This window comes from Streptomyces sp. NPDC047869 (assembly GCF_040704065.1).
Taxonomy (GTDB): Bacteria; Actinomycetota; Actinomycetes; order Streptomycetales; family Streptomycetaceae; genus Streptomyces.
Genome location: NZ_JBEYRK010000027.1, coordinates 16877 through 41784, shown reverse-complemented (window position 1 = coordinate 41784; position 24908 = coordinate 16877). Strand labels below are relative to the sequence as shown.

The following is a 24908-nucleotide window of genomic DNA, read 5'->3' as shown; positions in this document are numbered from 1 at the left end:
GGGAAGATCCGTGGCCGCCCCGCCGTTGGCAGGGGCGTGAGCGAGACGCGTGAGGTCGACGTGGTCGTCATAGGCGCTGGTCAGGCGGGCCTGTCCAGCGCCTATCACCTGCGGCGGGGTGGATTCGAGCCGGACCGCGACTTCGTGGTCCTGGACCACTCCCCCGGGCCGGGCGGGGCCTGGCAGTTCCGCTGGCCGTCGCTGACGTACGGCAAGGTGCACGGGATGCACTCCCTGCCGGGCATGGAGCTGACGGACGCCGATCCGGCGCGCCCGTCGGCGGAGGTCGTCGGCGCCTACTTCGACCGCTACGAGCGGGCCTTCGACCTGCGCGTGCGCCGTCCGGTGGACGTGACGGCCGTACGGCCGGGAAGTGAGGGACGGGAAGGGCGGCTGGTCGTGGAGACCTCGGACGGCGGCTGGGCCACGCGGGCGCTGATCAACGCGAGCGGTACCTGGGACCGGCCGTTCTGGCCGCGCTATCCGGGTCAGGAGACGTTCCGGGGACGGCAGTTGCACACCGCGCAATACGCCGGGCCGGAGGAGTTCACGGACCGTCGGGTCGTGGTGGTGGGCGGCGGTGCCTCCGGTACCCAGCACCTGCTGGAGCTCGCCCCCTACGCGGCCGCCACCACATGGGTCACCCGGCGGCCCCCGGTCGTCCGTGAGGGCCCGTTCGACCAGGAGGCGGGCCGGGCGGCCGTGGCGCTGGTGGACGAGCGGGTTCGGCAGGGCCTGGTGCCGAGGAGCGTCGTCTCCGTCACCGGGCTGCCCCTGAACGACGCCGTCCGGCGGGGTATCGCCGACGGGGTCCTGGACCGCAGGCCGATGTTCGACCGCATCACCCCGGACGGGGTGGAGTGGGACGACGGCCGGCGGGTGGAGGCCGACGTCATCCTCTGGGCCACGGGCTTCCGGGCGGCCCTGGATCACCTCTCACCGCTGCGGCTGCGGGAGCCGGGCGGCGGGATCCGGGTCGAGGGGACGCGGGCGGCCGCCGATCCGCGCGTCCATCTCGTCGGCTACGGTCCCTCGGCCAGTACCGTCGGCGCGAACCGGGCCGGGCGCGCTGCCGTCCGGGACATCGCGCGGCTGCTGGCCGGGGAGCCGGTCCGGCCGCTCGCCGCGTGACGTTCCGCCGGTTCAGCGCGGCGGCTGTGTGAGCGCGGGCGGCCGGGGGCTGCCGCTGGGCTGCCGCGACGGTGCGGGGCTCTGGTGGCGGGCGTTGAACTCGGTCACGTTGCGCACGTGTTCGGCGTAGTCGGCGGTGAAGCGGGTGTCCCCGGGCTTGACCGTGACGTAGTACAGCCAGTCGCCTGACGGCGGGTTGGTCACGGCGTGCATCGCCTCCGGGCCGGGGTTGCCGATCGGGGTGGGTGGCAGCCCCACGCGCTGGTAGGAGTTGTACGGGCTGTCCGAGTCGGCGTGGTCGCCGGCATTGCCGCCGGTGCGGTTCAGCCCGTAGTTGAGCGTGGAGCCCACCTGCAGCGGCATGCCCCGCTGCAGCCGGTTGAGGATGACCCGTGCCACCTTCCCCATGTCGGCCTTCGCCGTCGACTCGGCCTGGACGATGCTGGCGACGACGACCGTCTGGTAGACGTTCAGCGTGTTGCGCTGCGCTCCGGCGGCGACCGGTGTCGTGTCGAACTTCTTGTTGGCCTTGTCGACCATGAGCCGCAGCAGCGACTCGGGGGTGGCGCCCTTCGCGAGGGGATAGACCGCCGGGAAGAGGTAACCCTCGGGGTTGCCCGCCGCCTCCTTGGGCAGCTTGAGGCCGGCCTTGGCGAGTGACTTACGGGTGCTGCCCGGGGGCAGTTCGAGGGCCTTGTCGACGGCCTCGTACACCTGGTTCGCGCGCCGGCCCTCCGGGATGACCAGGGTGCGGGGCATGGCCTGCTCCGTACGACCGTTCGCCAGGCTCAGCAGCGGCACCGCCACGGCGGTGCCGGCCAGGACGGCGCCGGTCACGACGAGGACGAGCTTGCCCCGGCGCGTCAGTCGCATCGTGCTCCGTGGTGGAGTGTTCATCTGCATGCGGGCACGGTAATACGCGTATGGTCACAAACCCGACATATCGTCAGCTTGTCGGCGAGGGCCGCCCTACGTCAGCCCGCCGGTTCCAGCCGGGCGTCCCGGCGCACCAGGGCCGCGTAGCGTCCGTCGAGCCCGAGCAGTTCCTCGTGCGTGCCCCGTTCGGCGACCCGGCCGGAGTCCAGGACGACGATCTGGTCGGCACCCCGGACGGTGGACAGTCGGTGGGCGATGGTGAGGGTCGTCCGGTCGGCCGAGAGGGCGTCGATGGCCTGCTGAACGGCGGCTTCCGTACGGGTGTCCAGGGCGCTGGTCGCCTCGTCCAGGATGAGCACCGGCGGATCACGCAGGATGGTGCGGGCTATCGCCAGACGCTGCTTCTCGCCGCCGGAGAAGCGGTGGCCGCGTTCGCCGACCACGGTCTCGTAGCCGTCGGGCAGTGCGGAGATGTGGTCGTGGATCTGGGCGGCCCGCGCCGCCGCGTACACCTCCTCGTCGGTGGCGTCCGGCTTGGCGAAGCGGAGGTTGTCGGCGACCGAGGCGTGGAAGAGGTAGGTCTCCTGCGAGACGACGCCGACGGCGCGCGCGAGGGTGTCGAAGTCGAGGTCGCGCACGTCCACCCCGTCGAGGGTGACGCGGCCGCCGGTGACGTCGTAGAGCCTGGGCACCAGGCAGCCGAGGGTGGACTTGCCGGCGCCGGTGGGACCGACGACCGCGAGGCTGCCGCCGGCGGGCACGGTGATGTCGAGGCCGTCGAGGACCGGGACACCCTTGCCGTCGTAGCGGAACTCGACGTCCTCGAAGCGCACTTCACCCTTGACCTCGTCGAGATGAACCGGCTGCTCGCGCTCGGTGATGTCGACGGGCAGGTCCAGGTACTCGAAGATGCGCTGGAAGAGCGCGAGGGAGGTCTGCACCTGGACGCCGGTCGCCAGCAGGCTCACCGCCGGGCGGAACAGGCCCTGCTGGAGCGAGACGAAGGCGACGATGGTGCCGAGCGAGACCTGCGGGCCGCCGAGCTGGAGGGCGAGTCCCGCGGTCCAGTAGATGACGGCGGGCATCGCGGCCATGACGATCGTGATGACGGCCATCCGCCAGCGGCCGGCCATGTTGGACCTGACCTCCAGGTCGACCAGTTGCTCGGACTCCGCGGCGAAGGACGCGGTGAGCGAGTCCGAGCGCCCCATGGTGCGGCCGAGCAGAATGCCGCTGACGGAGAGCGACTCGGTGACCGTGGCGGCCATCGCGGCCATCTGCTTCTGGCGCTGGGTGGTGATCTTCTTGCGCTCGTTGCCGACGCGGCGGCTGATCCACACGAACACCGGCAGCAGGAGCAGCGAGACGATGGTGAGCCGCCAGTCGAGGGCCACCATCGCGACGATCGTGGCGACGACGCTGGTGACGTTGGAGACCAGCGAGGTCGCGGTGGAGGTGACGGTGGCCTGCATGCCGCCGATGTCGTTGGCGATGCGGGACTGCACCTCGCCGGTGCGGGTGCGGGTGAAGAAGGCGAGCGACATGCGCTGCAGGCGGCCGTAGACGGCCGTGCGCAGGTCGTGCATGACGCGCTGGCCGACGGTGGTCGAGATCAGGGTCTGCAGGACGCCGAAGACGCTGGAGAGGACCGCGCTCAGGATCATGCCGAACGCGAGCAGGCTCAGCAGGCCGGTGCGGCGCTCGGGGAGCGCCACGTCGAGGATCTCCTTGAGGAGGAACGGCGTGGCCACCGAGACCAGCGACGAGGCGCCGACCAGCAGGCCGACGATCGCGAGGCGCCCGCGGTAGGGGCGGAAGAGCTTCAGGATGCGGCGCACCTGCCGGGGCTGCTCACCGGCGTCGGCGGGCGGGGTCCAGGAGGGTTCTCGTTCGGGATGCATGGGCTCCTACGGAGGTGGCGGGCGGCGGCCGGGACCGGCCGCCGACGACTGACGGATCGTAGCTCATTGTTACCTATACTCACAATGAACGGCATCCTGATATTGTTCCCGCATGACCTCCCCCGATCCCGACGGCCTGCTCGCCGAGCAGTTGCTGCGGCTCACCCGCCGGGTGCACCGCATCCAGAAGCGCCATCTGGAGCGACGGGAGCTGGGCGTCACCCCGGCCCAGTCCCGGCTGCTGCGCACCCTCGCGCACTACGGTTCGCCCCCGCGCATGGCCGACCTCGCCGAGCGCCTCGAAGTGGTGCCACGCGCGGTGACCACGCTGGTCGACGGCCTGGAGGCGGCCGGCAAGGTGCGCCGGGTGCCGGACCCGTCGAATCGGCGGGTGACCCGGATCGAGCTGACGGACGAGGGCCGGGAGACCCTGCGTGAAGTGCGCGGGGCGCGCCGGTCGGCCGCCGAGGAGATACTCGCCCCGCTGACGGAGAAGGAGCGCGCGGTGCTCGGCGTGCTCCTGGACACACTGATCGACTCGGAGTCCGCCAAACCCTGCTGAGCGCACGCGACCGCCCCCGCTCCGCCGCGTGGCAGGCGAGCGGGGACGGCCGGCGAGCTCAGCAGCGGCGGCGGTCCTCCGTCAGCGCGCCCTGCGCCGTGCTCAGCGAACGGTCGTAGCACCCCGCCGAGCCGTCCACGCGGTAGCGCTCACTGGAGGTGCCGACCGCGTGCCGCTGGTCACGCGGGACGTCGACCGTGTACGCGGCGTCGCCGCGGTAGGTGTCGTCGAGCCGCGACCACGCGGTGCGCCGGCCGCCCTCGCGCCGCACCTCCGTGGCCCGGTCGCGCATGGTGAGCACGGTGCGCAGCCGGTCGTCCGTGCCGAGGGTGGTGGCACCGTTCATGGTGTACGTCCGGTGGGTGTGCGTCGTCCGCGCCGGGCCGGCCCCCTCGACAGCGACGGTCTCGTCGTCCGTCCAGGCCGCGTCGAGTCCGTCCGTGTTCTCGCCGTCGGTCCAGCGGTGTGCGGAGGTGTTGCCGAGGGTGCGGGTGACGGTGGTGGCCACGCGGCCGTGCGAGGTGTTCAGGTATCCGGAGACGGTGAGCCGGTGCCCCGCCTCGGTGTCGACACGGTTCGCCGCACCTGGCGTGTGGACCGAGGAGTTGGCGAGGTCAGTCGCCTCGGAACGGGTGAGCGCCCCGGTGACGTGGTCGCGATGCGCGTCCTGCCACACCAGCACGTTCACGGGGGCGCTCCACCCCGGCTGCCCTGCGGGCACCCCCACCACGGAGACCTCGACGCGGTGCGGGCGGCCGTCGTTGAGGAGCCCGGCGAACGGTGTGAGGTCGTACTCGACGGGCCGGACGTCGAAGGCGCGCGGCGCCGGGAGGACGTACCAGAGGAAGGGGTTGGACCAGCCGCCGGTCCACACGTGGGGGAACGGCGCGGCGATGCCGGCGAGTTGTCCGTCGACCTTGATCTGCACTTCGCGGTACGGGCCGTGGTCGGCCTTGCAGGAGTACGCGGCCGGGTCGGCCACGGTCAGGTACCAGAACTCCTCGCACCCGCCGCCGGATCCGGTGGCGTACACCTCCGCGACGATGCGCTCGCTGTTGCGTGGCGTGGTGAGGGTGGTGGCGTCGGGTGCGCCGGCGAGGGTGAGGACGCGATCGGGTGCCGGCGCGGCGGGGCGGCCCCGGTAGAAGGTGAGCGTCACCTTCACGTCGATGACGCCGGTGTAGGTGTCGTCGACGACGTTCCCGATGAGCATCTCGACGTCCTGTGGGCCGCGGAGGATGTCGCTGTACCGGGTGACGTCCTTCTCCACGTGCCATTCGATGCCGTCGGGCGACGGCTCCGGTGTCGAGGTGCGCAGGATTTCGGCACCGCCGACGTGCAGGTAGCCGAGGCGGTCGAACTGACGGCCCTTCACCTTGCCGTCGAGACGCAGGACGACCTTGCTCCAGCGGTCGCCGCAGCCCCGCGGCGGTGTGTACGCACCCCGGTAGGGCGTGAAGTCACGGAACTGGGTCTCGGCCAGGGTGACCTGGCAGGACTTGGTGTGCGGCCGGGTGACGGGTGGGGCGGCGGTCACCGGATCGTGCCAGTCGGTGCCGAACTCGGCGGGAGCGTCGGCGGCTTGTGCGGCCGTCTCCGCGGCCACCGCGCCGGTGCCGAAGAGCGTGCTCGCCAGGAGGGTCGCCCCTGTGAGCATGGACATGACTATCCGTCTTCTCATGGCCCCGGTTCTACGGGGATCAGGGGCCGGCCCGCAATGAGGCGTGGTGCCATCCTCACCGGCCCGTCAGATCCGCCCTGTCCCCCATCACCACCACGGGACGCCGGTCCGGATCCAGCTCGCGCAGCAGGAACTCCATGGCCTGCCTGGACAAGCTGACGCAGCCCGAGGTGCCGCTGCCATGGTCCATGTGCAGCCAGATGCTGCCGCCCTTCTCCTCACCGTCGGGCCGCCTCGGGTCGTTCGGCGGGGTGCCCCGGACCCGGTTGTAGTCGATGGCGATGACGTAGTCGAAGTCGTGCCAGTACGGCTTGGCCCACCAGCGCGGGGCGGCGAAGGACCGGTCCTGCGTGTAGGGCAGTTCGGTGCCCGGATCGTCGAGCACGCCGCCCGCGTCGGTGAGGGTGTACACACCGACGGGGCTGCGCCGGTCACCGGAGCGGTGATCCGTGGTCCAGCCCCTCCTGCCGTTGTGCGCCGGCCAGGCGCGGACGCGGCGCCATGCCTCCCCGTGCCTGGTGTAGAGCACGACCGTGGAGCGGGCCGAGTTCCTGCCGTCGCCGTAGACGGCCACCACCTGTCCGGAACCCGCCGGGATGCGACGCAGCAGCCCGGGACCGACGCCCGGAACGCGACGCGGGTCGCGCCCCTCCGTGCCGGACTGCCCGGCCCCGCTGCCCGGCCCCTGGGCGCCGGTTCCGCCACCCGGGGAGCCGCACGCCGCCAAGGCCGCGAGCAGGGCCCCGGCGGCCGTCACCACCAACGCCGCACGCCTCGCCATGTCCCTCCGCACGCGGCCCATGCTGACATCGGCCGTCGCCTCACCGCGCGATCTTCCGGACCTTCACCCTGCCGGGTCACGGCTTCCCTCCGTCGCCTGCCGCGCCTGGCCGGAACCCGGCGAATCGCGCGGGCCGCCCGGGGAAAACCGGTTGAAATTCCCCCGTCGGCGACGCGACCCTTTCACGGTTTGTTGCCGCTCCCCCACCCGCCCTGACACGAGCCACTGGGACGTCATGCGAATCCAAGACCTTCCGTATCCCGATCCGGGCGTACCTGACGCGCGTTCGGGTCCTCATCTCCTGTGGTGGCTCTGGCGCAACCAGCTGGGCGGCCAGCTCAAGGCGCTGGCCTGGGGCCTGCTGCACTTCGTGGCCGTCTCCGCGCTGCCCTTATGCGTCGGCCTCGCCGTCCAGGCCGTCGTGGACCGCTCCGGCAGCCGACTGGCCCTGGCGGGGGGCCTGATGACGTTGTGCGGCACGGCCACCGCGGTCGGCGACACCTTTCTGCACCGGTCGGCCGTCACCAACTGGATCACCGCCGCCGCCCGGGTCCAGCAGTTGCTGGCCCGCAAGGCGGCCGGGCTGGGCTCCGCGCTGACCCGGCGGGTCGCGGCCGGCGAGGTGGTGGCCGTGTCGACCGGCGACGTGGAGAAGATCGGCTGGTTCGTCGAGGGTGTCTCCCGATTCACCGCCGCCGCGCTCACCGTTGTCGTGGTCTGCGTCGGCCTGGTCGTCTACCAGCCCGCGCTCGGCGTGGTCGTCGCCGTGGGGCTGCCGGTCGTCGGGCTCGCCGTGCTGCCCCTGCTGCCCCGGGCCACCCGGCGCGCCGATGTGCAGCGCGAGAAGGCCGGCCGGGCCACCGAGCTGGCCTCGGACACGGTGGCCGGCCTGCGGGTGCTGCGCGGGATCGGCGGCGAGGAGCTCTTCCTGGACCGCTACCGCCGCGCCTCCCAGGAGGTACGGCACGCGGCCGTGCGCAGCGCACGGATGTGGTCGCTGATCTCCGCGATCCAGGTGCTGCTTCCGGGGCTGCTGCTGATCGCGGTGGTCTGGCACGGCACCCACCTGGCCCGCCAGGGCCGGATCACGGTCGGCGAACTCGTCACCGTCTACAGCGCGGTGATGGTGCTCAACTATCCCTTGAGGCACTTCGAGGAGATCGCGATGGCGTACTCCTTCTCGCGTCCCTCGGCCAAGCGAGCCGCGCGCGTGCTGTCGCTGCGGCGGTCCACGGACGCCGGCGGAGCGCGTGGAGCGCAGGTGCCGGAAGGCGATCTGTACGACCCGGCCACCGGCCTGCTCGCGCCCGCCGCTCTGCTCACCGCGGTGGTGTGCGGCGATCCCGACGCGGCCGGGCGGCTGGCGGAACGCCTGGGCGGCCACCCCGCCGAGGCGGGTACGCCGGTGCTGCTCGGCGGCGTGCCGCTCGACGAGCTCCCGCTCGACAGCGCCCGCGCCGCCGTCCTCGTCCAGGACAAGGACCCGGTGCTGCTGTCGGGAACGCTGCGCGAGCTGCTCGACGTACCCGCGTCCGGTGCCGTACGGGCCGAGGACGCGCTGGCGGCCGCCCGGTGCGAGGACGTGCTGGACGCGCTGGTGCAGGGGTCGCTGGACGCCGCCGATCCGCTGGACTCCCGGATCACCGAGCGGGGCCGCTCCCTCTCGGGTGGCCAGCGCCAGCGGCTCGCGCTGGCCCGGTCACTCATCACCGACCCCGAGGTGCTGGTCCTGGACGAGCCGACCTCCGCCGTCGACTCGCACACCGAGGCGTGGATCGCGCAGGGTTTGCGGCGGCTGCGCTCGGGACGGACCACGGTGGTGTTCACGTCCTCCCCCCTGCTGCTCGACCACGCGGACCGGGTCGTCCTCGTCCACGATGACGAGGCCGTGGCGGTCGGCGTGCACCGTGAACTGGTCGACACGGAGCCGCGGTACCGGGCCGTGGTGACGCGGGAGACCGACGGCGAACGGGCCGCGGCGGACGCGGACGTGCCCGGACAGGGCGCCCTCCTGGACGCCTTCGACACGCTGGAAGAGATCGAGGAGAGCGCATGATCGGCGTTGCGCCACCGGCGTACGACCCGGCGGCCCCGACGACCGCCACCACCCTGCCCGTCGGCGCGGCCGCGACCGTGCGCGCCTACGTGGCCGAACTGTTCCGCCGGCACCGCCGGGCCTTCCTCCTCCTCGTCGCCGTCAACACCGTCGCCGTGGTCGCCTCCATGGTGGGCCCATATCTGCTCGGCGGCCTCGTCGAGCGGGTGTCGGACGGAGCGCGGGAGCTGCATCTGGGCCTGACCGCCGCCCTGTTCGTGCTCGCGCTGCTCGTGCAGGCCGTGTTCGTGCGGCAGGTGCGGCTGCGGGGCGCGATGCTCGGCGAGCGGATGCTGGCCGACCTGCGCGAGGACTTCCTCGTCCGCTCGGTGGGGCTGCCGCCGGGCGTGCTGGAACGGGCGGGCACCGGTGACCTGCTGTCCCGTATCACCACCGACATCGACCGACTCGCCAACGCCATGCGGGAGGCGGTGCCGCAGCTCGCCATCGGCGTGGTGTGGGCCCTGCTGCTGCTCGGCGGGCTGGTGGTGACGGCGCCGCCGCTCGCGGCCGCCGTGCTGCTCGCGGTACCCGTGCTGGTGGCGGGGTGCCGCTGGTACTTCCGACGGGCGCCCTCCGGCTACCGCTCGGAGGCGGCCGGGTACGCCGCCGTCGCCGCCGCGCTCGCCGAGACCGTGGACGCGGGCCGCACGGTCGAGGCGCACCGTCTGGGCGATCGCCGCATCGCCCTGTCGGAGCGGCGGATCAAGGAGTGGACCGCATGGGAGCGCTACACCCTCTGGCTGCGGTCCGTGCTCTGCCCCGTCATCAACGCCGTCCATGTCACCGTGCTCGGCTCGGTGCTGATGGTGGGCGGCTTCTTCGTGCTGCGGGGCTGGATCGGGGTCGGCCAGCTGACGACGGGCGCGCTCGTCGCGCAGATGCTCGTCGACCCGGTGAACGTGATCCTGCGCTGGTACGACGAGGTGCAGGTGGCCCAGGTGTCGCTGGCCCGGCTGGTCGGCGTCCGGGACATCGAGCCGGACGCCGGGGACCCTTCGCTGGCTCCCGGGGGCCGGGACGTGCATGCCGACCGGGTGCGCTTCGGCTACCGCGAGGGCGTCGACGTGCTGCGCCAGGTGTCCCTGGAGGTCGCCCCGGGCACCCGGCTGGCCCTGGTCGGTCCGTCCGGCGCGGGCAAGTCCACGCTGGGCAGGCTGCTCGCCGGGATCTACGCGCCGCGGGACGGCCGCGTCACCCTGGGCGGTGCCGAACTGTCCCGGATGCCGGCGGAACGCGTCCGCTCGCACGTCGCCCTGGTCAACCAGGAGCATCACGTCTTCGTGGGTTCTCTGCGGGACAACCTGCTGCTGGCCCGTACCGGGGCCGCCGACGCCGAGCTCTGGGCGGCCCTGGGCGCGGTCGACGCGGACGGCTGGGCCCGGGCGCTGGACGACGGACTGGACACCGAGGTCGGTTCCGGGGGGCTGGCCCTGACCCCGGCGCAGGCCCAGCAGATCGCGCTGGCCCGGCTGGTGCTGGCCGACCCGCACACGCTGGTCCTGGACGAGGCGACCTCGCTGCTCGACCCGCGTGCGGCCCGGCACCTGGAGCGCTCGCTGGCGCGTGTGCTGGACGGCCGCACGGTGGTCGCGATCGCCCACCGGCTGCACACGGCCCACGACGCCGACGTGATCGCCGTCGTGGAGAACGGGCGGATCAGCGAGCTGGGCAGCCATGCGGAACTGGTCGCCGCGGACGGGGCGTACGCGGCGCTGTGGCGGTCGTGGCACGGGTGAGCGTGCGGCGGTGAGGCCGGGCGCCCGGCCTCCGGACGGCTCGGGCGAACCCGCGGCGACGAGATCGCGTACCCGGGCGCGGGGCGCCCTGCGGTCGGGCCGGGCGGTGGCCGGGCGATCGGGCCTGGCGCCGCCGTGGCTCGCGGACGCGGCCCGACGAGCGGACGCGGCCCGACGAGCGGACCGGTCGGGGGCCGGGCACCCGGACACGTCGCGGTGGGCGTACGAACGCGAGGCCGGACGGCGGTTCCGTACGGTCCGGCCGGGGTACGCGATCCCAGGCCACCACCCGTGCCGTTGCGCGGGAGCGAACAGGGGTGGAAGGCTGGATAGCGGCACCGGCTCGGGGGACGGCCGGGAACCCGTCGGGTCCCGGCGTACGCAATCGGTGCCGGGCGTGCCGACGGCGCGCTGCCCCTCCTGGGGGCGCAAGGCCGTCCTCACCACATGGAGGTACCCGTGGACAGCGCCGACGGATGGGGGGATGACGTCTACCAGCCCGATCCCTCGGAGATCCGGGAGGATTCGGGCACCCTCGACGCCGAGGACACTCTGGACAACGACGGTGTCGACGATCCCCTCGATCGGGGCTGGTCCCCTCCCGAGCGGCCGTGGGCGGTGGAGCACACCGGAGTGACCGCCGGCGAACGCCTGACCGGGGAGACCCTGGACCAGAGGCTCGCCGAGGAGCTGCCCGAATCCGCCGCCCCCGACGGGGACGGCATCGGTGACTGCGACGGGACCGACGGGGAACTCCTCGACAACGAGGTCGGCGCCTCGCGCTCCGGCCGCCTGGTCGCCCCGGACGAGGGCGCGCACGAGGACGACGAGAGCGCCCTCGTCGCCACGGACGTCGGCATCGACGGCGCCGCCGCCTCCGCCGAGGAGGCCGCGGTGCACATCGTCGACGAGGACACCCTCTCCGGCTGACCGGGACGCCCCCTGCCCGACCGCCCCGTACGAGGAGCCGCCATGCAGCAGGACAAGCACCCCGACTACCACTCCGTGGTCTTCCGGGACCGCGCCGCCGGGTACGCCTTCCTCACCCGGTCCACCGCGAACAGCGAGCAGACCATCGAATGGGACGACGGCGAGACCTACCCGGTGATCGACGTGGAGATCTCCTCCGAGAGCCACCCCTTCTACACGGGCAAGGCCCGCACGGTCGACACCGAGGGCCGCGTCGCGCGTTTCGAGCGCCGCTACGGCGGGGGCGAGGCCGGCAAGGATGCCTGAGAGGCCGATCCGGGTCAGATCACGTTGAGCGCGGCCGCGCAGCCCGCTCCGCCCAGCAGCATGAACACGGGCATCAGCACCCTCAGCTCGACCCAGCTGCCGGCCCGGAAGCGCAGCGCCTTCGGCGGCCCCAGCGGATACCAGCGCTTGCGGCCCACCGGGATCGGCCACAGGATCGGGCAGCCGGACACGGTGAGCGCGTCCCCGATGTCGTGGACCAGGGCGCCCAGCACGATCGGCAGGCCCAGCCACAGGTACTCCTGCCCGGGCGCGGTGAACAGCCAGTCGGAGCCGTTGCCCGGCTTGTCCAGTATCCCCGCGAGGATCCACGCGCTGGTCGCCGCGAGCAGCCAGACCAGGACGTCGCTGCTGGACCCGCGGGCCGCCCGCCACAGCAGACCCTCGATCGCCAGCACCATGTGCACGAAGAGGATGGCGAGCACCGCCCAGCGGCCCCCGGCGATCGCCGCCCCGGAGCTGCCCGCACCGATGAGGACCGCCCACAGCCAGGTGTGCGTGAGCGTGCGGTGGCCGCCCGAGCGACGGGCATCGCCCTTCTTCCTGGTCGCCTTGTAGACGGCGTAGGAGAGCTTGTCCACGATCTCGCAGATCCATCGGGAGATCGGCCCGAAGGCCCGGGAGATGGTGGCCGCCTTGTGGTCGAGGTCCGGGGCGAGCGCGGCGCCGGCGCAGATCAGCGCTCCCACGAGAAGGACGGGCCAGGGCATCGGGTGCCCGGCCGCGGCGGCGGCCGCTCCGACGCCGAGCCAGGCCGCGGCCCCCGACAGTGAGTGTGCTGGTCCCATCATGGCCGCTTCCCGCCCCGTTCCTCGTGCGCCGCTGTCCAGTTGACCTGAAACGCTGACGTGTCGTCGGCGACACAGCGTAGCCGCAGTGATCTTCGTACCCGCAGCCGATTCCCCCCTCGGGCACAAGGCCAGGCAAGATGGGGGCGTGACCCTCATCGATCAGCTCCCGCCGACCGCCGATCCCGACGCCCTGTACGAAGCCTTCGAGTCGTGGGCGCAGGAGCGCGGCCTCACCCTGTACCCCCACCAGGAGGAGGCGCTGATCGAGGTGGTGTCCGGGGCCAACGTGATCGTCTCGACGCCCACCGGCTCCGGCAAGAGCATGATCGCCGCGGGCGCCCACTTCGCCGCGCTGGCCAGGGACGAGGTCACCTTCTACACCGCCCCGATCAAGGCGCTGGTGTCCGAGAAGTTCTTCGAGCTGTGCAAGCTGTTCGGCACCGAGAACGTCGGCATGCTGACCGGCGACGCCTCGGTGAACGCCGACGCTCCGGTGATCTGCTGCACCGCCGAGGTGCTGGCCTCCATCGCGCTGCGCGACGGCAGGAACGCCGACGTCGGCCAGGTCGTCATGGACGAGTTCCACTTCTACGCGGAGGGCGACCGCGGCTGGGCCTGGCAGATCCCGCTGCTGGAGCTCCCGCAGGCGCAGTTCATTCTGATGTCCGCCACTCTCGGCGACGTGTCCTTCTTCGAGAAGGACCTCACCCGCCGCACCGGCCGCCCGACCTCGGTGGTCCGCTCGGCCACCCGCCCTGTCCCCCTCTCCTACGAGTACGAGTTCACCCCGCTCACCGAGACGCTCACCGATCTGCTGGCGAGCAAGCAGGCGCCGGTGTACATCGTGCACTTCACCCAGGCGCAGGCCGTGGAGCGGGCGCAGGCGCTGATGAGCATCAACATGTGCACGCGCGAGGAGAAGGACCGGATCGCCGAGCTGATCGGCAACTTCCGCTTCACCACCAAGTTCGGCCGCAACCTCTCCCGCTACGTCCGGCACGGCATCGGCGTCCACCACGCCGGCATGCTGCCCAAGTACCGGCGCCTGGTGGAGAAGCTCGCGCAGGCCGGACTGCTGAAGGTCATCTGCGGTACGGACACGCTCGGCGTGGGCGTCAACGTGCCCATCCGCACCGTCCTGTTCACGGCCCTCACCAAGTACGACGGCACCCGGGTGCGTACGCTGCGCGCCCGCGAGTTCCACCAGATCGCGGGCCGCGCCGGCCGGGCCGGTTTCGACACCGCCGGACTGGTCGTGGCGCAGGCGCCTGAGCACGTCATCGAGAACGAGAAGGCCCTCGCCAAGGCGGGCGACGACCCCAAGAAGCGCCGCAAGGTGGTGCGCAAGAAGGCGCCGGAGGGCTTCGTCGCCTGGACGGACAACACCTTCGAAAAGCTGATCACCTCCGAACCCGAGCCGCTGACCTCGCGGTTCCGGGTGACGCACACCATGCTGCTCTCGGTGATCGCCCGGCCCGGCAACGCCTTCGAGGCGATGCGCCATCTCCTCGAGGACAACCACGAACCGCGCCGGCAGCAGCTCAGGCACATCCGGCGGGCCATCGCGATCTACCGTTCGCTGCTGGACGGCGGGATCGTGGAGAAGCTCGACAAGCCGGACGCCGAGGGCCGTATCGTCCGGCTCACGGTCGACCTGCAGCAGGACTTCGCCCTGAACCAGCCGCTGTCGACGTTCGCGCTCGCCGCGTTCGAGCTCCTCGACCCGGAGTCGCCCTCCTACGCCCTCGACATGGTGTCCGTCGTCGAGTCCACGCTGGACGACCCCCGGCAGATCCTCGCCGCCCAGCAGAACAAGGCCCGCGGCGAGGCCGTCGCCGCTATGAAGGCCGACGGCGTCGAGTACGAGGAGCGCATGGAGCGCCTCCAGGACGTCACGTACCCGAAGCCGCTGGAGGAGCTGCTCTTCCACGCGTACAACACCTACCGCAAGAGCCACCCGTGGGTCGGCGACCATCCGCTGTCGCCGAAGTCCGTGATCCGCGACATGTACGAACGCGCGCTGTCGTTCACGGAACTGGTGTCCTTCTACGAGCTGGCCCGCACCGAGGGCATCGTGCTGCGCTACCTCGCCAGTGCCTACAAGACCCTGGACCACACGATCCCGGACGACCTGAAGTCCGAGGACCTGCAGGACCTGATCGAGTGGCTCGGCGAGATGGTGCGCCAGGTGGACTCCAGCCTGCTGGACGAGTGGGAGCAGCTGGCCAACCCCGAGGAGATGACCGCCGAGGAGGCCCAGGAGAAGGCCGACGAGGTCAAGCCGGTCACCGCCAACGCGCGCGCCTTCCGGGTGCTGGTCCGCAACGCCATGTTCCGCCGGGTGGAACTCGCCGCTCTCGACCAGGTCGGGGACCTGGGCGAGCTGGACGCAGAGTCCGGCTGGGACGCCGAGGCCTGGGGCGAGGCGATGGACAAGTACTGGGACGAGTACGAGGACCTCGGGACCGGTCCGGACGCCCGCGGCCCCAAGCTGCTGGTCATCAAGGAGGAGCCGGAGAACGGCCTGTGGCGGGTCCGGCAGATCTTCGACGACCCGAACGGCGACCACGACTGGGGCATCAGCGCGGAGATCGACCTCGCCGCCTCCGACGCCGAGGGCCGTGCGGTCGTTCGTGTCACCGATGTCGGCCAGCTGTGAGCACAGGAGACTTCCACCGATGACGACGAATCCCGCCGAGAGGCTGGTCGACCTGCTCGACCTGGAGCAGATCGAGGTCAACATCTTCCGCGGCCGGAGCCCGCAGGAGTCCCTGCAGCGGGTCTTCGGCGGCCAGGTGGCGGGCCAGGCGCTGGTCGCCGCCGGGCGCACCACGGACGGCGAGCGCCCGGTGCACTCGCTGCACGCGTACTTCCTGCGCCCGGGCCGGCCGGGTGTGCCCATCGTGTACCAGGTGGAACGGGTGCGCGACGGCCGGTCGTTCACCACCCGACGGGTCACGGCCGTGCAGCAGGGCCGCACGATCTTCAATCTCACCGCCTCCTTTCACAAACCTGAGGAAGGACCCTTCGAGCACCAGCTGCCGCCCGCCCGTGAGGTACCGGACCCGGAGTCGCTGCCGACGGTGACCGAGGAGATCCGCAAGCATCTGGGCGCGCTGCCGGAGCAGTTGGAGCGGATGGCGCGCCGCCAGCCGTTCGACATCCGTTACGTGGACCGGCTGCGCTGGAACACCGAGGAGATCGAGGGAGCCGAGCCGCGCAGCGCCGTGTGGATGCGCGCGGTCGGTCCGCTCGGGGACGACCCGCTGGTGCACACCTGCGCACTGACGTACGCCAGTGACATGACTCTGCTGGACGCGGTCCGTATTCCGGTCGAACCGCTGTGGGGCCCGCGGAACTTCGACATGGCCTCGCTGGATCACGCCATGTGGTTCCACCGGCCGTTCCGCGCGGACGAGTGGTTCCTGTACGACCAGGAGTCCCCGGTCGCCACCGGCGGGCGCGGGCTGGCCCGCGGCCGCATCTACGACGTGCGCGGCCGGCTGCTCGTCTCTGTCGTGCAGGAGGGTCTGTTCCGGGCCCTGTGACGCGGCGCCTGCGTGGGCCCGGAGTTCGCGCGGGACAACCATGCCCGAAGTCCGCGGGTGGGCCGGGGTACCTCTGGGCGGGCCTCACGGGCCTGGCGCGGCGCCGGGTCAGGCGGCGCCGTGGCCACGGTGTGGGCCACCGCCCGGCGGCGCCGGGCGGGCCTGCTTTCCGAGGCCCCGCCGGGCCCTGTCGGCACGGGTCGCTCGGTCTCGCCGTCGCCCGCGGGAGTGCGCTCCGCGGCGGCCTTCGTGAGCCGTACCGGCGGACGCCGGGCGGGTGACTGGGCGCGCGCCTCCCGCATCGCCTGCGCCAGATCGCTGCGCAGCCAGCCGACCTCGTCGGGATCCTGCGCGGTCATGAGGTGCTCGGCGAGGTGGGCGAAGGAGGAACCCGGTGCGCCATGGGCGGGCGGGGCGGGCCTGAGTCGCTCCAGCAGGGTGCGCTCACGGGGGTCCGGGACGACGTCCGCGACCTCGGTGGGCGCCAGGAACGCGGCCACCGCCGCCGCCCGTGCCCAGGGATCCCCGGCCTGCCGCAGCAGGAACCCGAAATGCCGGCCCCGCCAGTTGCGTGCCCGCAGGTCGACCCCGGTCGCCAGCTGCCCTCTGAGGGTCTCGGGCGTACGCCCCTTGAGCAGGCGGGCGTTCTCCGCGCCGGTCGCGAACTGCTCGAGTTCCTCGGCCAGATACAGCCAGACCACGGCGCGATAGCGGTTCAGATAGAACCGGACCGGCACCAGCAGGCCCAGACGGGCGAGCCTGGTGAACCTGCCCGCGGGAATCCTCATGAGCGCGGCGCCTTCCGCCGTGCCCACCACCCGCACGCGCTCACGGAGGGTGCTGGGGAAGCCGTACCGGGCGCGCAGCCGGTCGATCTCGGCCTGCTCCACCCTGCGGCCTCCGCCGCCGCCTTCGTCGGGCACCGTCCGGATCCGGCCGAGATGGACCGCGAGGTCGAATTCGACCCGCTTGAGGCCCAGTTCGCGAGCGGCTCGGCTCGGTGAGCAGGTGGCGGGGACGGCGGGGACAAGGGTGCTGTCCGGCATGGTGGTACTCCCCCGTGGAGTGGGTGGCTCACGCCCTGTGCGTTGCCCGTGCACACACCGTAGCCGGATCCGGATGTGGCGCGACGAGTCTGTGGATAACTCCGCGGTTCAGGAGAGCACGCAGGTCAGATGTCCGTAACCGGGCGGTCGGGCTGCCGGGCGTCGACACCGAGGTGTTCGCCGACGCGGTTGACGAGCAGCGTCATCTCGTAGGCGATCTGGCCGATGTCGACTTCGGCGCCGCTGAGCACGCAGAGGCAGCTGCCGGTGCCGGCCGCGGTGACGAACAGCACGGCGTCGTCGTACTCGATCATCGTCTGGCGGACCGTGCCCGCGCCGAAGTGGCGTCCGGAACCCTTCGCCAGGCTGTGCAACCCGGAGGCGACCGCGGCCAGATGCTCGGCGTCCTCCCGGCGCAGCCCGGTGCTCGCTCCCGTGACCAGCCCGTCGTTGGACAGGACCAGCGCGTGCCGCACATGGTCCACTCGCTCGGTCAGATCGTCCAGGAGCCAGCCGAGTCCCTGGTTCTGCGCCATGTTCCGTCTCCCCGTGTGACGTCTCCTCCTGGCCGGAGGACCTGCCCGCCAGCCTTCCCCACGACCGGCGTCCGGGCAAGCAGGATGGGCGTATGGCACAGAAGATGACCGATGAGGAATGGCGGGCGTTCGTCTCGAACGGCACCCGAACCGGCAAGTTGTCCACCGTCAGCGCCGATGGGAGCCCGCATGTGGCCCCCATCTGGTTCCTGCTGGACGGGGACGAGCTGGTGTTCAACACCGGCAAGGAAACCGTGAAAGGGCGCAATCTCACCCGTGACGGACGGATCGCCCTGTGTGTGGACGACGACCGGCCGCCCTTTCACTTCGTGGTGCTGAGCGGCCGGGCCCGGTTGTCGGAGGAACTGGACGACGTGCGGCTGTGGGCCACCCGCATCGCCGCCCGGTACATGGGCGAGGAACGCGCCGAGGAGTACGGGGCCCGCAACGGCGTCCCGGGCGAGTTGCTGGTCAGGGTCACCATCGACAAGGTGGTGGCGGTCAAGGACCTGGCCGCCTGAGCGGACCCGCTCAGCCCACGGAGTCGAGGAGCCGGGCGGTGTGCATCCGCCCGGCGTACTCGACGAGCCGGATCAGCACCTCCTTGCCGGAGTCCCGCTCTCGCGCGTCGCACAGGACGACCGGTGTTCCATGGTCCAGGTCGAGGGCCCGGGAGACGTCGGAGGCGCCGTAGCCGCGTGCGCCGGGGAAGCAGTTGACGGCCACCACGAACGGGATGCGCCGGTGCTCGAAGTAGTCGACCGCCGGGAAGCAGTCCTCCAGACGCCGGGTGTCGGCGAGGACCACGGCGCCGAGCGCCCCCTGGGAGAGTTCGTCCCACAGGAACCAGAAGCGGTCCTGCCCCGGCGTCCCGAAGAGGTACAGGGAGAGACCGGAGCGTATGGTGATCCGCCCGAAGTCCATGGCGACGGTCGTGGTGACCTTGTGGTCGACGCCGTCGGTGTCGTCCACCGACTGACCGGCTTCACTGAGCAGTTCCTCGGTGCGCAGCGGGCGGATCTCGCTGACGGCGCCGACGAGGGTCGTCTTGCCGACCCCGAAGCCGCCGGCGACCAGGATCTTCAGCGCCAGGGCGGACGTGTCGGCTGCTGCGTCGGAGTGCTCGGAGACCATGATCACTTCTCTCGGCGTGAGTTGGGTTCCACAGGGTTCATCTACAGCGCCCGCAGCCCTTCGATGACTTCGCGCAGAACGCGCTCGTCCGGCAGATGGGCCGGGGGCACCGGACGGCTGACGGTGACGCGGCCCAGTTCGAGCAGGTCGCCGAGGAGCACTCTGACCACGCCCACCGGCAGGTCCGCACCGGCCGCCAGTTCGGCGACGGACTGTGTCTCGAGACGGCACAGGCCGATCAGCGCCCGGTGTTCGGGCCCGAGCGCGGTGTCGTCGTCCATCGCCGGTGCGGCTGGGTCGAGGGTGACGAGGGCGATCAGGTCGAAGCTCACTCCGGAGGGGCCCGGCTGGGTGCGTCCGCCGGTCATGGCGTAGGGGCGGACCAGGGGGCCGGCCTCGCCGTCGTACCACTGGATGCCCGGTTCGCGCGGGCCGCCGGTCGGAATGCCGGTCATCGCTGCCGCCCTTCCGGCTCATCCGGCGGCGGGCGGCCGGGCGGTGACGCGCGGCGCGGTGTACAGGTGCTCGCCGACACGTCTGACCAGTCGTGCCATCTCGTAGGCGACGAGGCCGATGTCCGCGGTGACGGCGGTGAGCACGGTGAGGCAGGAGCCCTCTCCGGCGGCCGCGACGAAGAGGAAGGCATCGTCCATCTCCACCATGGTCTGGCGTACGCCGCCCGCGCCGAAATGGCGCCCCGCGCCCTTGGCGAGGCTGTTGAAGCCGGAGGCGACGGCGGCCAGATGCTCCGCGTCGTCCCGCCCGAGGCCGGTGGAGGCGCCCACGGCGAGGCCGTCGTTGGACAGCACCACGGCGTGCCGTACCTCGTTCACCCGCATCACCAGGTCGTCCAGCAGCCAGTCGAGTTCGCCGGATCGCTGGGCGGCCCTCAGGTTCGGGTCCTGGATCATGCCGGGTCTCCTTCGCTGCTCTCACTGCCTGTTCCGGTTCCGGGGACGGCACCACGGCCGGCTCGTCCGCCGCCCCGGACCCAGCCGTCGCGGTAGGCCGCCATGCGATCCCGTACGAGTTCGGGGGTACGTCCGTCGTCACCGCGCGGGGCGGGTTCCGGTGCCGGCTCTTCGGCGCGCTGCCGGCGGAGTTGCGGGGCGAGGTTCGCCTGGCGCACACGGCGCGGGAGGACGTCGGAGGGCTCGGAGTCGTGCGGCGGGCGGTGCGGCCTCAAGGCGGTGACTCCGGGGGGCGGCGGTTCGTGCGCGGGGGCCGACGACGGTGGTTGGGGAGTCGGGGTCCGGTGCGCGGGGGGCGACGACCGGCGTTCAGGGGCCGGGGACTGTTGGGCGGGGGCGGTGGCCGCGAGGGCGGGCCGGCCGGTCGGGACCGTGATCTCGGGCGGGGATTCCTCCGGCCCGCGCGCGTGCTCGGACCGGCGCGGCGGGGCCGCCGGCGCCTCCTCCTGCACGGGGTGTCCCGGGGGCACGGTGTGCAGAAGGACCATGGGCAGCAGGACGACCGCGGTGGTGCCTCCGTAGGGGGAGGCACGCAGGTGCACCTTGACGCCGTGCCGGGAGGCGAGCCGGCTGACCACGAAGAGCCCGAGGCGGTCGCTGTCGAACAGGTCGAGGGCCTCGGACTGCTCGATCCGCCGGTTCGCCTCCGCGAGGACCTCGGAACCCATGCCGAGGCCCCGGTCCTCGACCTCCAGCACGTAACCGTTGCCGACGGGCTCCCCGGTGACCTGCACGCGCGTGTGGGGCGGCGAGAACTGGGCCGCGTTCTCGACGAGTTCGGCCAGCAGATGGGTGAGGTCGGCGACCGCAGCTCCGACCACGGACACCCCCGGGAGCCCGCGCACCTCCACGCGCGCGTAGTCCTCGACCTCGGACACCGCCGCGCGTACGACGTTCGTGAGAGGCACCGGCGTCCGCCAGGCCCGGCCCGGCGCCGCTCCGGAAAGGATGATCAGGCTTTCGGCGTGGCGCCGCATCCGGGTGGTGAGGTGGTCGAGCCGGAACAGGTCGCTCAGTTCGTCGGGGTCGTCGGAGCGCCGCTCCATGCTGTCCAGGAGGCTGAGCTGGCGGTGAACCAGCACCTGGCTGCGCCGGGCCAGGTTGACGAAAACCCCGGAGATGCCGCCGGCGAGTTCGGCCCGCTCCGCGGCCGCGCGCAGGGCGGCGCGGTGCACGACGGTCAGGGCTTCGGCGACCTGGCCGGTCTCGTCCTCCGCCGGCGGCCCGGCGGGCGCCTCGGCCTCGACGTCGATCTCCTCGCCCATGCGCAGTTTCCGCATCGCCGCGGGGAGTTTGCGGCGGGCGATCTCCAGGGCGTCGTTGCGCAGGCTGACCAGTTCGATGACGAGGGCCCGGCCGATGCGGACGGAGATGACGAGCGAGGTGCAGACGGCGGCGAGGCCGAAGAGCACGGCGGCGCCCGCCGGACTCAGCAGTCCGCGCCTGTAGGGATCGGACCGGCCCGCCACGGCACGGCCGGTGTCCGCCGCCAGGGTCCGCATGTCGTCCCGTACGCGCGCGTGGGCAGTGTTCCAGGCGGACCCCGGTGCTGTGCCGGCCGCCCTGGCTCCGGGTCCCGCGGCGAGGATCCTGTCCTCGATGGCGGCGAGGGCGGTGTGGGCGCCGCTGCCGGCGAGGTCGTGCCAGGCGGCACGCTGGGTGCCGGGCAGGTCGGCGACGGCGGCCTCGGTGAGCGCGCGGCGCGTGGCGACGGCGGCGGCGAACAGCCGCAGCCGTTCGCCCGCCGGTCGGGCGTCCGGCCGTGTGCCGCCGAGGACGGTGTCCTCCTGGGCCAGTGCCTCGGCTGCCCGGGAGAACTCGAGCAGCACGCGCGCGTCCGAGCCGACGTCGGCCTGCTGGATGCCGGTGAGAGCGCCGTCCACCGTGAAGGCCGTGCCGATGGTCACGGTGTACTGGTCGAAGGCCTGGCTCCAGCCGGTTCTGCGGTCGAGCACGGCGGTCCGCAGCGCGCGCAGGCGCTCGGCGCCGGTCACGAACGCGTCCAGCCGCTCGGCGACCCGGCCCGGGAGTTCCTGGCTGTCGGCGACCGTGCTGTCGTCGCCGAGCCGCAGTCCGGTCAGTGCGCGGTCGGTGCGGGCGGCCGTACTCCGCAGGTCGTCGCCGCGCGCCGCGCCGGGCTCGACGGCGTAGCGAACGGCCGCCGCCCGCTCGTTCTGCAGCGCGGTGACGGCGGCGGCCACCGGGGCGCGCAGTTCGGTGTCGACGCGCTGGGACTGGCGCAGCCGGGCGATGTCCTGGGCGGTGCTGACGGTGGCGTAGGCCCACAGGGCGAGCAGGGAGACGACGGGCACCATCAGCAGGCAGATCACCTTGGCGCGCACCGTTCGGGGGCGGAGGCGCCGGCGTCCCACGCGCGGGGGAGGGCCGAGCGGAGGGAGGTCGAGGGACTGATTCGTGCCCTCGTCGGCCGGTGGTCCGGCGTGCGCGCGGCGTCCGCGCTGGGCCGGGACCCGTCCGGCTGAGCCGGCATGCGGGGTGTCACGGGGTGGGCGCATGGCCTCCTCGCTCGGGATGTGGGACGGGGGTCCGGGAAGGGGATCCCGCTAGCGGGCGGCGTTCTGGACGGGCCGCTGGGCGGAGGCGGACGCCTCGCGTTCGCCTGCCGAGGGCGAGAGGGCGACGAAGGCCGAGGTGAGGAACAGGTAGGACCCGAGGCCGACGGCGAGGGGGAAGATGAACTGCATCGCCGTGGCCCCGGGCAGGACGTCGCCGGATGGGGTGACGCGTACTCTCACCGCGAACATTCCGGTGTAGTGCATGCTGCTGACCGCCGCTCCCATGACGAGGGAGGCGAGGGTGACCGCGAGGGGCGACTTGATGTTGAGCCCCGCCCACAGCGCCACGGTCGCCGCGACGACGGCGATCAGCACCGAGAGGCCGACGAGGACGGGCCGGTAGGTCACCTCGCCGTGCAGCCGTACCGCCGCCATGCCCAGGTAGTGCATGCTGGCGACGCCCAGCCCGGTGGTGAGCCCGCCGAGCAGGAGGGCGCGGTTGCGGTCCCGGCTGTAGCCGACGGCGAAGACGCCGGCGCAGACGACGGCCATGGCGACGACCAGGCTGAGGATGGTCAGCGGTACGTCGTAGCGGATGCCGGTGCCGCTGACGCGGAAGCCGAGCATGGCCACGAAGTGCATGGTCCAGATGCCCGTGCCGATCGCGGAGGCCGCGGTGAGGAGCCAGTTGCGGCGCGACCGGCCGGTGGCGGCGAGCGCGCGGACGGTGCAGCGCAGTCCCAGTGCGGCGCCCGTGCAGGCCATCAGATACGACAGCGCGGGGGTCAGCCAGCCGAAGGCGGCGTGGTCCAGGTGTCCCATGGCCCCGGGACGCTAGCCGGGGCAGGGGCGCACGGAGGGGGCGCGTTTCGAAAGGTGTTGGAATATGGCGCAGAGAGGCGGCGGAACGATCGGGTCGCGCTCGAACGTGCGCGCAGGAGTGTCCCTCGTGTCGGTGAGGAATCATGCCGAACATGAGCGACGACCACACACACGTCCAGGAGTTCTTCGCCCCCCGTGCGGCCGGGTGGGACAGCAGGTTCCCCGATGACGGCCCCGCCTTCGCGGCCGCCGTGGCGGAGATGGGACTGCGTCCGGGCGACCGCGTGCTCGACGCCGGATGCGGCACGGGCCGCGCTCTGCGGCCGCTGCGTGCCGCGGTCGGGCCCGCCGGCGTGGTGGTCGGCGTCGATCTGACCTGGGCGATGCTCCAGGCCGCCGTGCGGGCCGGCCGGGACCAGGAGGGCCGCCTGCTGCTCGCGGACGTCGCCGCGCTGCCGCTGCGCCGGGGCGCCCTGGACGCGGTGTTCGCCGCCGGCCTGATCGCGCACCTGCCGGAACCCGTCGAGAACCTGCGGGAACTGGCCCGTGTGGTGCGTCCGGGCGGCAGGCTCGCGCTGTTCCATCCCATCGGCCGGGCGGCCCTGGCGGCGCATCAGGGGCGGCGGCTCACCCCGGACGACCGCCGCGCCGAGGCCAACCTCCGCCCGCTGCTGGATGGCTCGGGGTGGCGCATGACCTCGTACGTCGACGAGGATGCGCGCTTCCTCGCGCTGGCGACGCGCGAGGGCTGAGCGCCAGGTCGTGTCAGCCCTGTCCGGCAACGGCCGCCACGAAGGCGTCGGGGTTGTCGAACATCACGTTGTGCCCGGCGCCCGGCACCGTGAGAACGCGCACCCCTGCGGCTTCCAGGTCCTTCCGGCCCGGGAGTTCGCCGCTGTGTTCGCCCTGGAGGTAGACGCGGTCGACCTCCAGGCTCTCGAGAATCGTGCGCATGACAGGGTCCGAGCCGCGGCGGAGGCCGACGGCGCTGCGGTGCAGCGCCCGGGGGTCGGCCAGCCGCATCGTGGCCGCCCACAGCGGGCCGACGGCGTCCAGCACGCGCGCGTACCGCCTCTCGACGAACTCGTCCTCCTCGTAGGTGGCGATCGAGCTGCTTCCTGCCGTGGGCGGCGGGAAGGCGTCGAGGTTGGCCTCGGTGAGGACCAGCCGTGAGACCAGGTCGGGCCGCCGGTGGGCGAGCACGATGGCGACGGCTCCGCCCATGCTGTGCGCGATCAGTTCGGCACCGGTGACGCCCGCCTGGTCCATCGCGGCCGCCAGGGCGTCGGCGTTCTCCTCCAGCGTGTATCCGAAATGCTCGGGACGGTCACTGATGCCGTGCCCGGGCAGGTCCACGAACAGGCTGCGCCTGCCGACCAGTTCGGGACGGGCCGCGACATGCGCGTGGTACACGGAAGAGACCGATCCGAGTCCGTGCAGATACACGCGCGCGGGTTCCGCACCGGAAACCTCCGTCCACCGGATCCGGCTTTCCCTGTCGTCGAACACGGCCTGCTCCACGTC

General features: G+C 72.4%; 22 protein-coding genes and 1 pseudogene. 10 read left to right on the top strand and 13 right to left on the bottom strand.

Annotation, left to right across the window (positions count from 1 at the left end; translation table 11 throughout):
* Positions 1-36: 36 nt before the first annotated feature.
* Positions 37-1131 carry an NAD(P)-binding domain-containing protein gene (locus tag AB0924_RS28540; RefSeq protein WP_366912904.1) on the top strand — a complete coding sequence of 365 codons (1095 nt, stop codon included), beginning with the start codon at positions 37-39 and terminating at the stop codon, positions 1129-1131.
* Between the two features lie 12 nt (positions 1132-1143).
* Here the strand turns inward: AB0924_RS28540 and mltG are convergent, their stop codons facing one another.
* The gene (mltG, locus tag AB0924_RS28535; protein WP_366912903.1) at positions 1144-2034 is read right to left on the bottom strand and encodes an endolytic transglycosylase MltG; all 891 of its coding nucleotides are present in this window, start codon (positions 2032-2034) and stop codon (positions 1144-1146) included.
* Positions 2035-2105: 71 nt separating this feature from the next.
* Entirely contained in the window at positions 2106-3908 is a 1803-nt protein-coding gene (locus AB0924_RS28530) for an ABC transporter ATP-binding protein (protein ID WP_366912902.1), read from the bottom strand.
* A 112-nt stretch (positions 3909-4020) separates the two neighbouring features.
* On the opposite strand from AB0924_RS28530, the gene AB0924_RS28525 reads away from it, so the two are divergent.
* Positions 4021-4470, top strand: a complete 450-nt coding sequence (locus tag AB0924_RS28525) for a MarR family transcriptional regulator (RefSeq protein WP_358929090.1) — start codon at positions 4021-4023, stop codon at positions 4468-4470.
* Positions 4471-4528: 58 nt separating this feature from the next.
* On the opposite strand, the gene AB0924_RS28520 is transcribed toward AB0924_RS28525, so the two are convergent.
* A complete protein-coding gene (locus AB0924_RS28520) occupies positions 4529-6151 on the bottom strand; it encodes a peptide-N4-asparagine amidase (protein WP_366912901.1) in 1623 nt (540 codons plus the stop codon).
* 55 nt (positions 6152-6206) lie between these two features.
* Positions 6207-6932, bottom strand: coding sequence for a L,D-transpeptidase family protein (locus AB0924_RS28515; RefSeq protein WP_358929086.1), 726 nt, complete (start codon positions 6930-6932; stop codon positions 6207-6209).
* A gap of 235 nt (positions 6933-7167) precedes the next feature.
* Here AB0924_RS28515 and AB0924_RS28510 point away from each other — a divergent pair, with 235 nt between their 5' ends.
* The 4 genes from AB0924_RS28510 to AB0924_RS28495 all read left to right on the top strand — a co-directional run bounded on the left by AB0924_RS28510 (position 7168) and on the right by AB0924_RS28495 (position 12002).
* The gene (locus AB0924_RS28510; protein WP_366912900.1) at positions 7168-8988 is read left to right on the top strand and encodes an ABC transporter ATP-binding protein; all 1821 of its coding nucleotides are present in this window, start codon (positions 7168-7170) and stop codon (positions 8986-8988) included.
* Positions 8985-10766 carry an ABC transporter ATP-binding protein gene (locus AB0924_RS28505; protein WP_366912899.1) on the top strand — a complete coding sequence of 594 codons (1782 nt, stop codon included), beginning with the start codon at positions 8985-8987 and terminating at the stop codon, positions 10764-10766. Before AB0924_RS28510 ends, AB0924_RS28505 begins: the two co-directional genes overlap by 4 nt.
* Before the next feature lie 459 nt (positions 10767-11225).
* Positions 11226-11696, top strand: a complete 471-nt coding sequence (locus tag AB0924_RS28500) for a DUF5709 domain-containing protein (protein ID WP_366912898.1) — start codon at positions 11226-11228, stop codon at positions 11694-11696.
* A 42-nt stretch (positions 11697-11738) separates the two neighbouring features.
* Positions 11739-12002: a type B 50S ribosomal protein L31 gene (locus tag AB0924_RS28495; protein WP_358929080.1), complete on the top strand. Its 264-nt coding sequence runs from the start codon at positions 11739-11741 to the stop codon at positions 12000-12002.
* A gap of 14 nt (positions 12003-12016) precedes the next feature.
* On the opposite strand, the gene AB0924_RS28490 is transcribed toward AB0924_RS28495, so the two are convergent.
* The gene (locus AB0924_RS28490) at positions 12017-12811 is read right to left on the bottom strand and encodes a metal-dependent hydrolase (RefSeq protein ID WP_358929078.1); all 795 of its coding nucleotides are present in this window, start codon (positions 12809-12811) and stop codon (positions 12017-12019) included.
* 145 nt (positions 12812-12956) lie between these two features.
* Here AB0924_RS28490 and AB0924_RS28485 point away from each other — a divergent pair, with 145 nt between their 5' ends.
* Together AB0924_RS28485 and AB0924_RS28480 are read left to right on the top strand one after the other, a co-directional pair.
* On the top strand, positions 12957-15470 hold the full coding sequence (locus AB0924_RS28485) for a DUF3516 domain-containing protein (protein ID WP_358929076.1): 2514 nt from the start codon (positions 12957-12959) through the stop codon (positions 15468-15470).
* A gap of 19 nt (positions 15471-15489) precedes the next feature.
* Positions 15490-16359, top strand: a complete 870-nt coding sequence (locus AB0924_RS28480; RefSeq protein ID WP_358929074.1) for an acyl-CoA thioesterase II — start codon at positions 15490-15492, stop codon at positions 16357-16359.
* Between the two features lie 263 nt (positions 16360-16622).
* On the opposite strand, the pseudogene AB0924_RS28475 reads toward AB0924_RS28480, so the two are convergent.
* Both AB0924_RS28475 and AB0924_RS28470 read right to left on the bottom strand, forming a co-directional pair.
* A pseudogene (locus AB0924_RS28475) lies at positions 16623-17405 on the bottom strand (DUF6397 family protein); the annotation flags it as partial.
* Between the two features lie 125 nt (positions 17406-17530).
* Positions 17531-17941: a roadblock/LC7 domain-containing protein gene (locus tag AB0924_RS28470; RefSeq protein ID WP_358929070.1), complete on the bottom strand. Its 411-nt coding sequence runs from the start codon at positions 17939-17941 to the stop codon at positions 17531-17533.
* Between the two features lie 92 nt (positions 17942-18033).
* Between AB0924_RS28470 and AB0924_RS28465 the strand changes: the two genes are divergently transcribed.
* Positions 18034-18462, top strand: coding sequence for a PPOX class F420-dependent oxidoreductase (locus AB0924_RS28465; RefSeq protein WP_366912897.1), 429 nt, complete (start codon positions 18034-18036; stop codon positions 18460-18462).
* Positions 18463-18472: 10 nt separating this feature from the next.
* Here the strand turns inward: AB0924_RS28465 and AB0924_RS28460 are convergent, their stop codons facing one another.
* From AB0924_RS28460 to AB0924_RS28440, 5 genes are read right to left on the bottom strand one after another with little or no spacing between them, the layout of a single operon-like run.
* Positions 18473-19075, bottom strand: a complete 603-nt coding sequence (locus AB0924_RS28460; RefSeq protein ID WP_358929066.1) for an ATP/GTP-binding protein — start codon at positions 19073-19075, stop codon at positions 18473-18475.
* A gap of 41 nt (positions 19076-19116) precedes the next feature.
* Positions 19117-19530 (bottom strand): DUF742 domain-containing protein, encoded by a 414-nt coding sequence (locus AB0924_RS28455; protein ID WP_358929064.1) that lies wholly within the window; start codon positions 19528-19530, stop codon positions 19117-19119.
* An 18-nt stretch (positions 19531-19548) separates the two neighbouring features.
* A complete protein-coding gene (locus AB0924_RS28450) occupies positions 19549-19986 on the bottom strand; it encodes a roadblock/LC7 domain-containing protein (protein ID WP_358929062.1) in 438 nt (145 codons plus the stop codon).
* A complete protein-coding gene (locus AB0924_RS28445; RefSeq protein WP_366912896.1) occupies positions 19983-22562 on the bottom strand; it encodes a nitrate- and nitrite sensing domain-containing protein in 2580 nt (859 codons plus the stop codon). The genes AB0924_RS28450 and AB0924_RS28445 overlap by 4 nt, the downstream gene beginning before the upstream one ends.
* Positions 22563-22610: 48 nt before the next feature.
* Positions 22611-23384 (bottom strand): MHYT domain-containing protein, encoded by a 774-nt coding sequence (locus AB0924_RS28440; RefSeq protein ID WP_358929058.1) that lies wholly within the window; start codon positions 23382-23384, stop codon positions 22611-22613.
* Between the two features lie 152 nt (positions 23385-23536).
* On the opposite strand from AB0924_RS28440, the gene AB0924_RS28435 reads away from it, so the two are divergent.
* On the top strand, positions 23537-24136 hold the full coding sequence (locus tag AB0924_RS28435) for a class I SAM-dependent methyltransferase (protein ID WP_358929056.1): 600 nt from the start codon (positions 23537-23539) through the stop codon (positions 24134-24136).
* Between the two features lie 13 nt (positions 24137-24149).
* Here the strand turns inward: AB0924_RS28435 and AB0924_RS28430 are convergent, their stop codons facing one another.
* Positions 24150-24905, bottom strand: coding sequence for an alpha/beta hydrolase (locus AB0924_RS28430; protein ID WP_358929054.1), 756 nt, complete (start codon positions 24903-24905; stop codon positions 24150-24152).
* Positions 24906-24908: the final 3 nt, after the last annotated feature.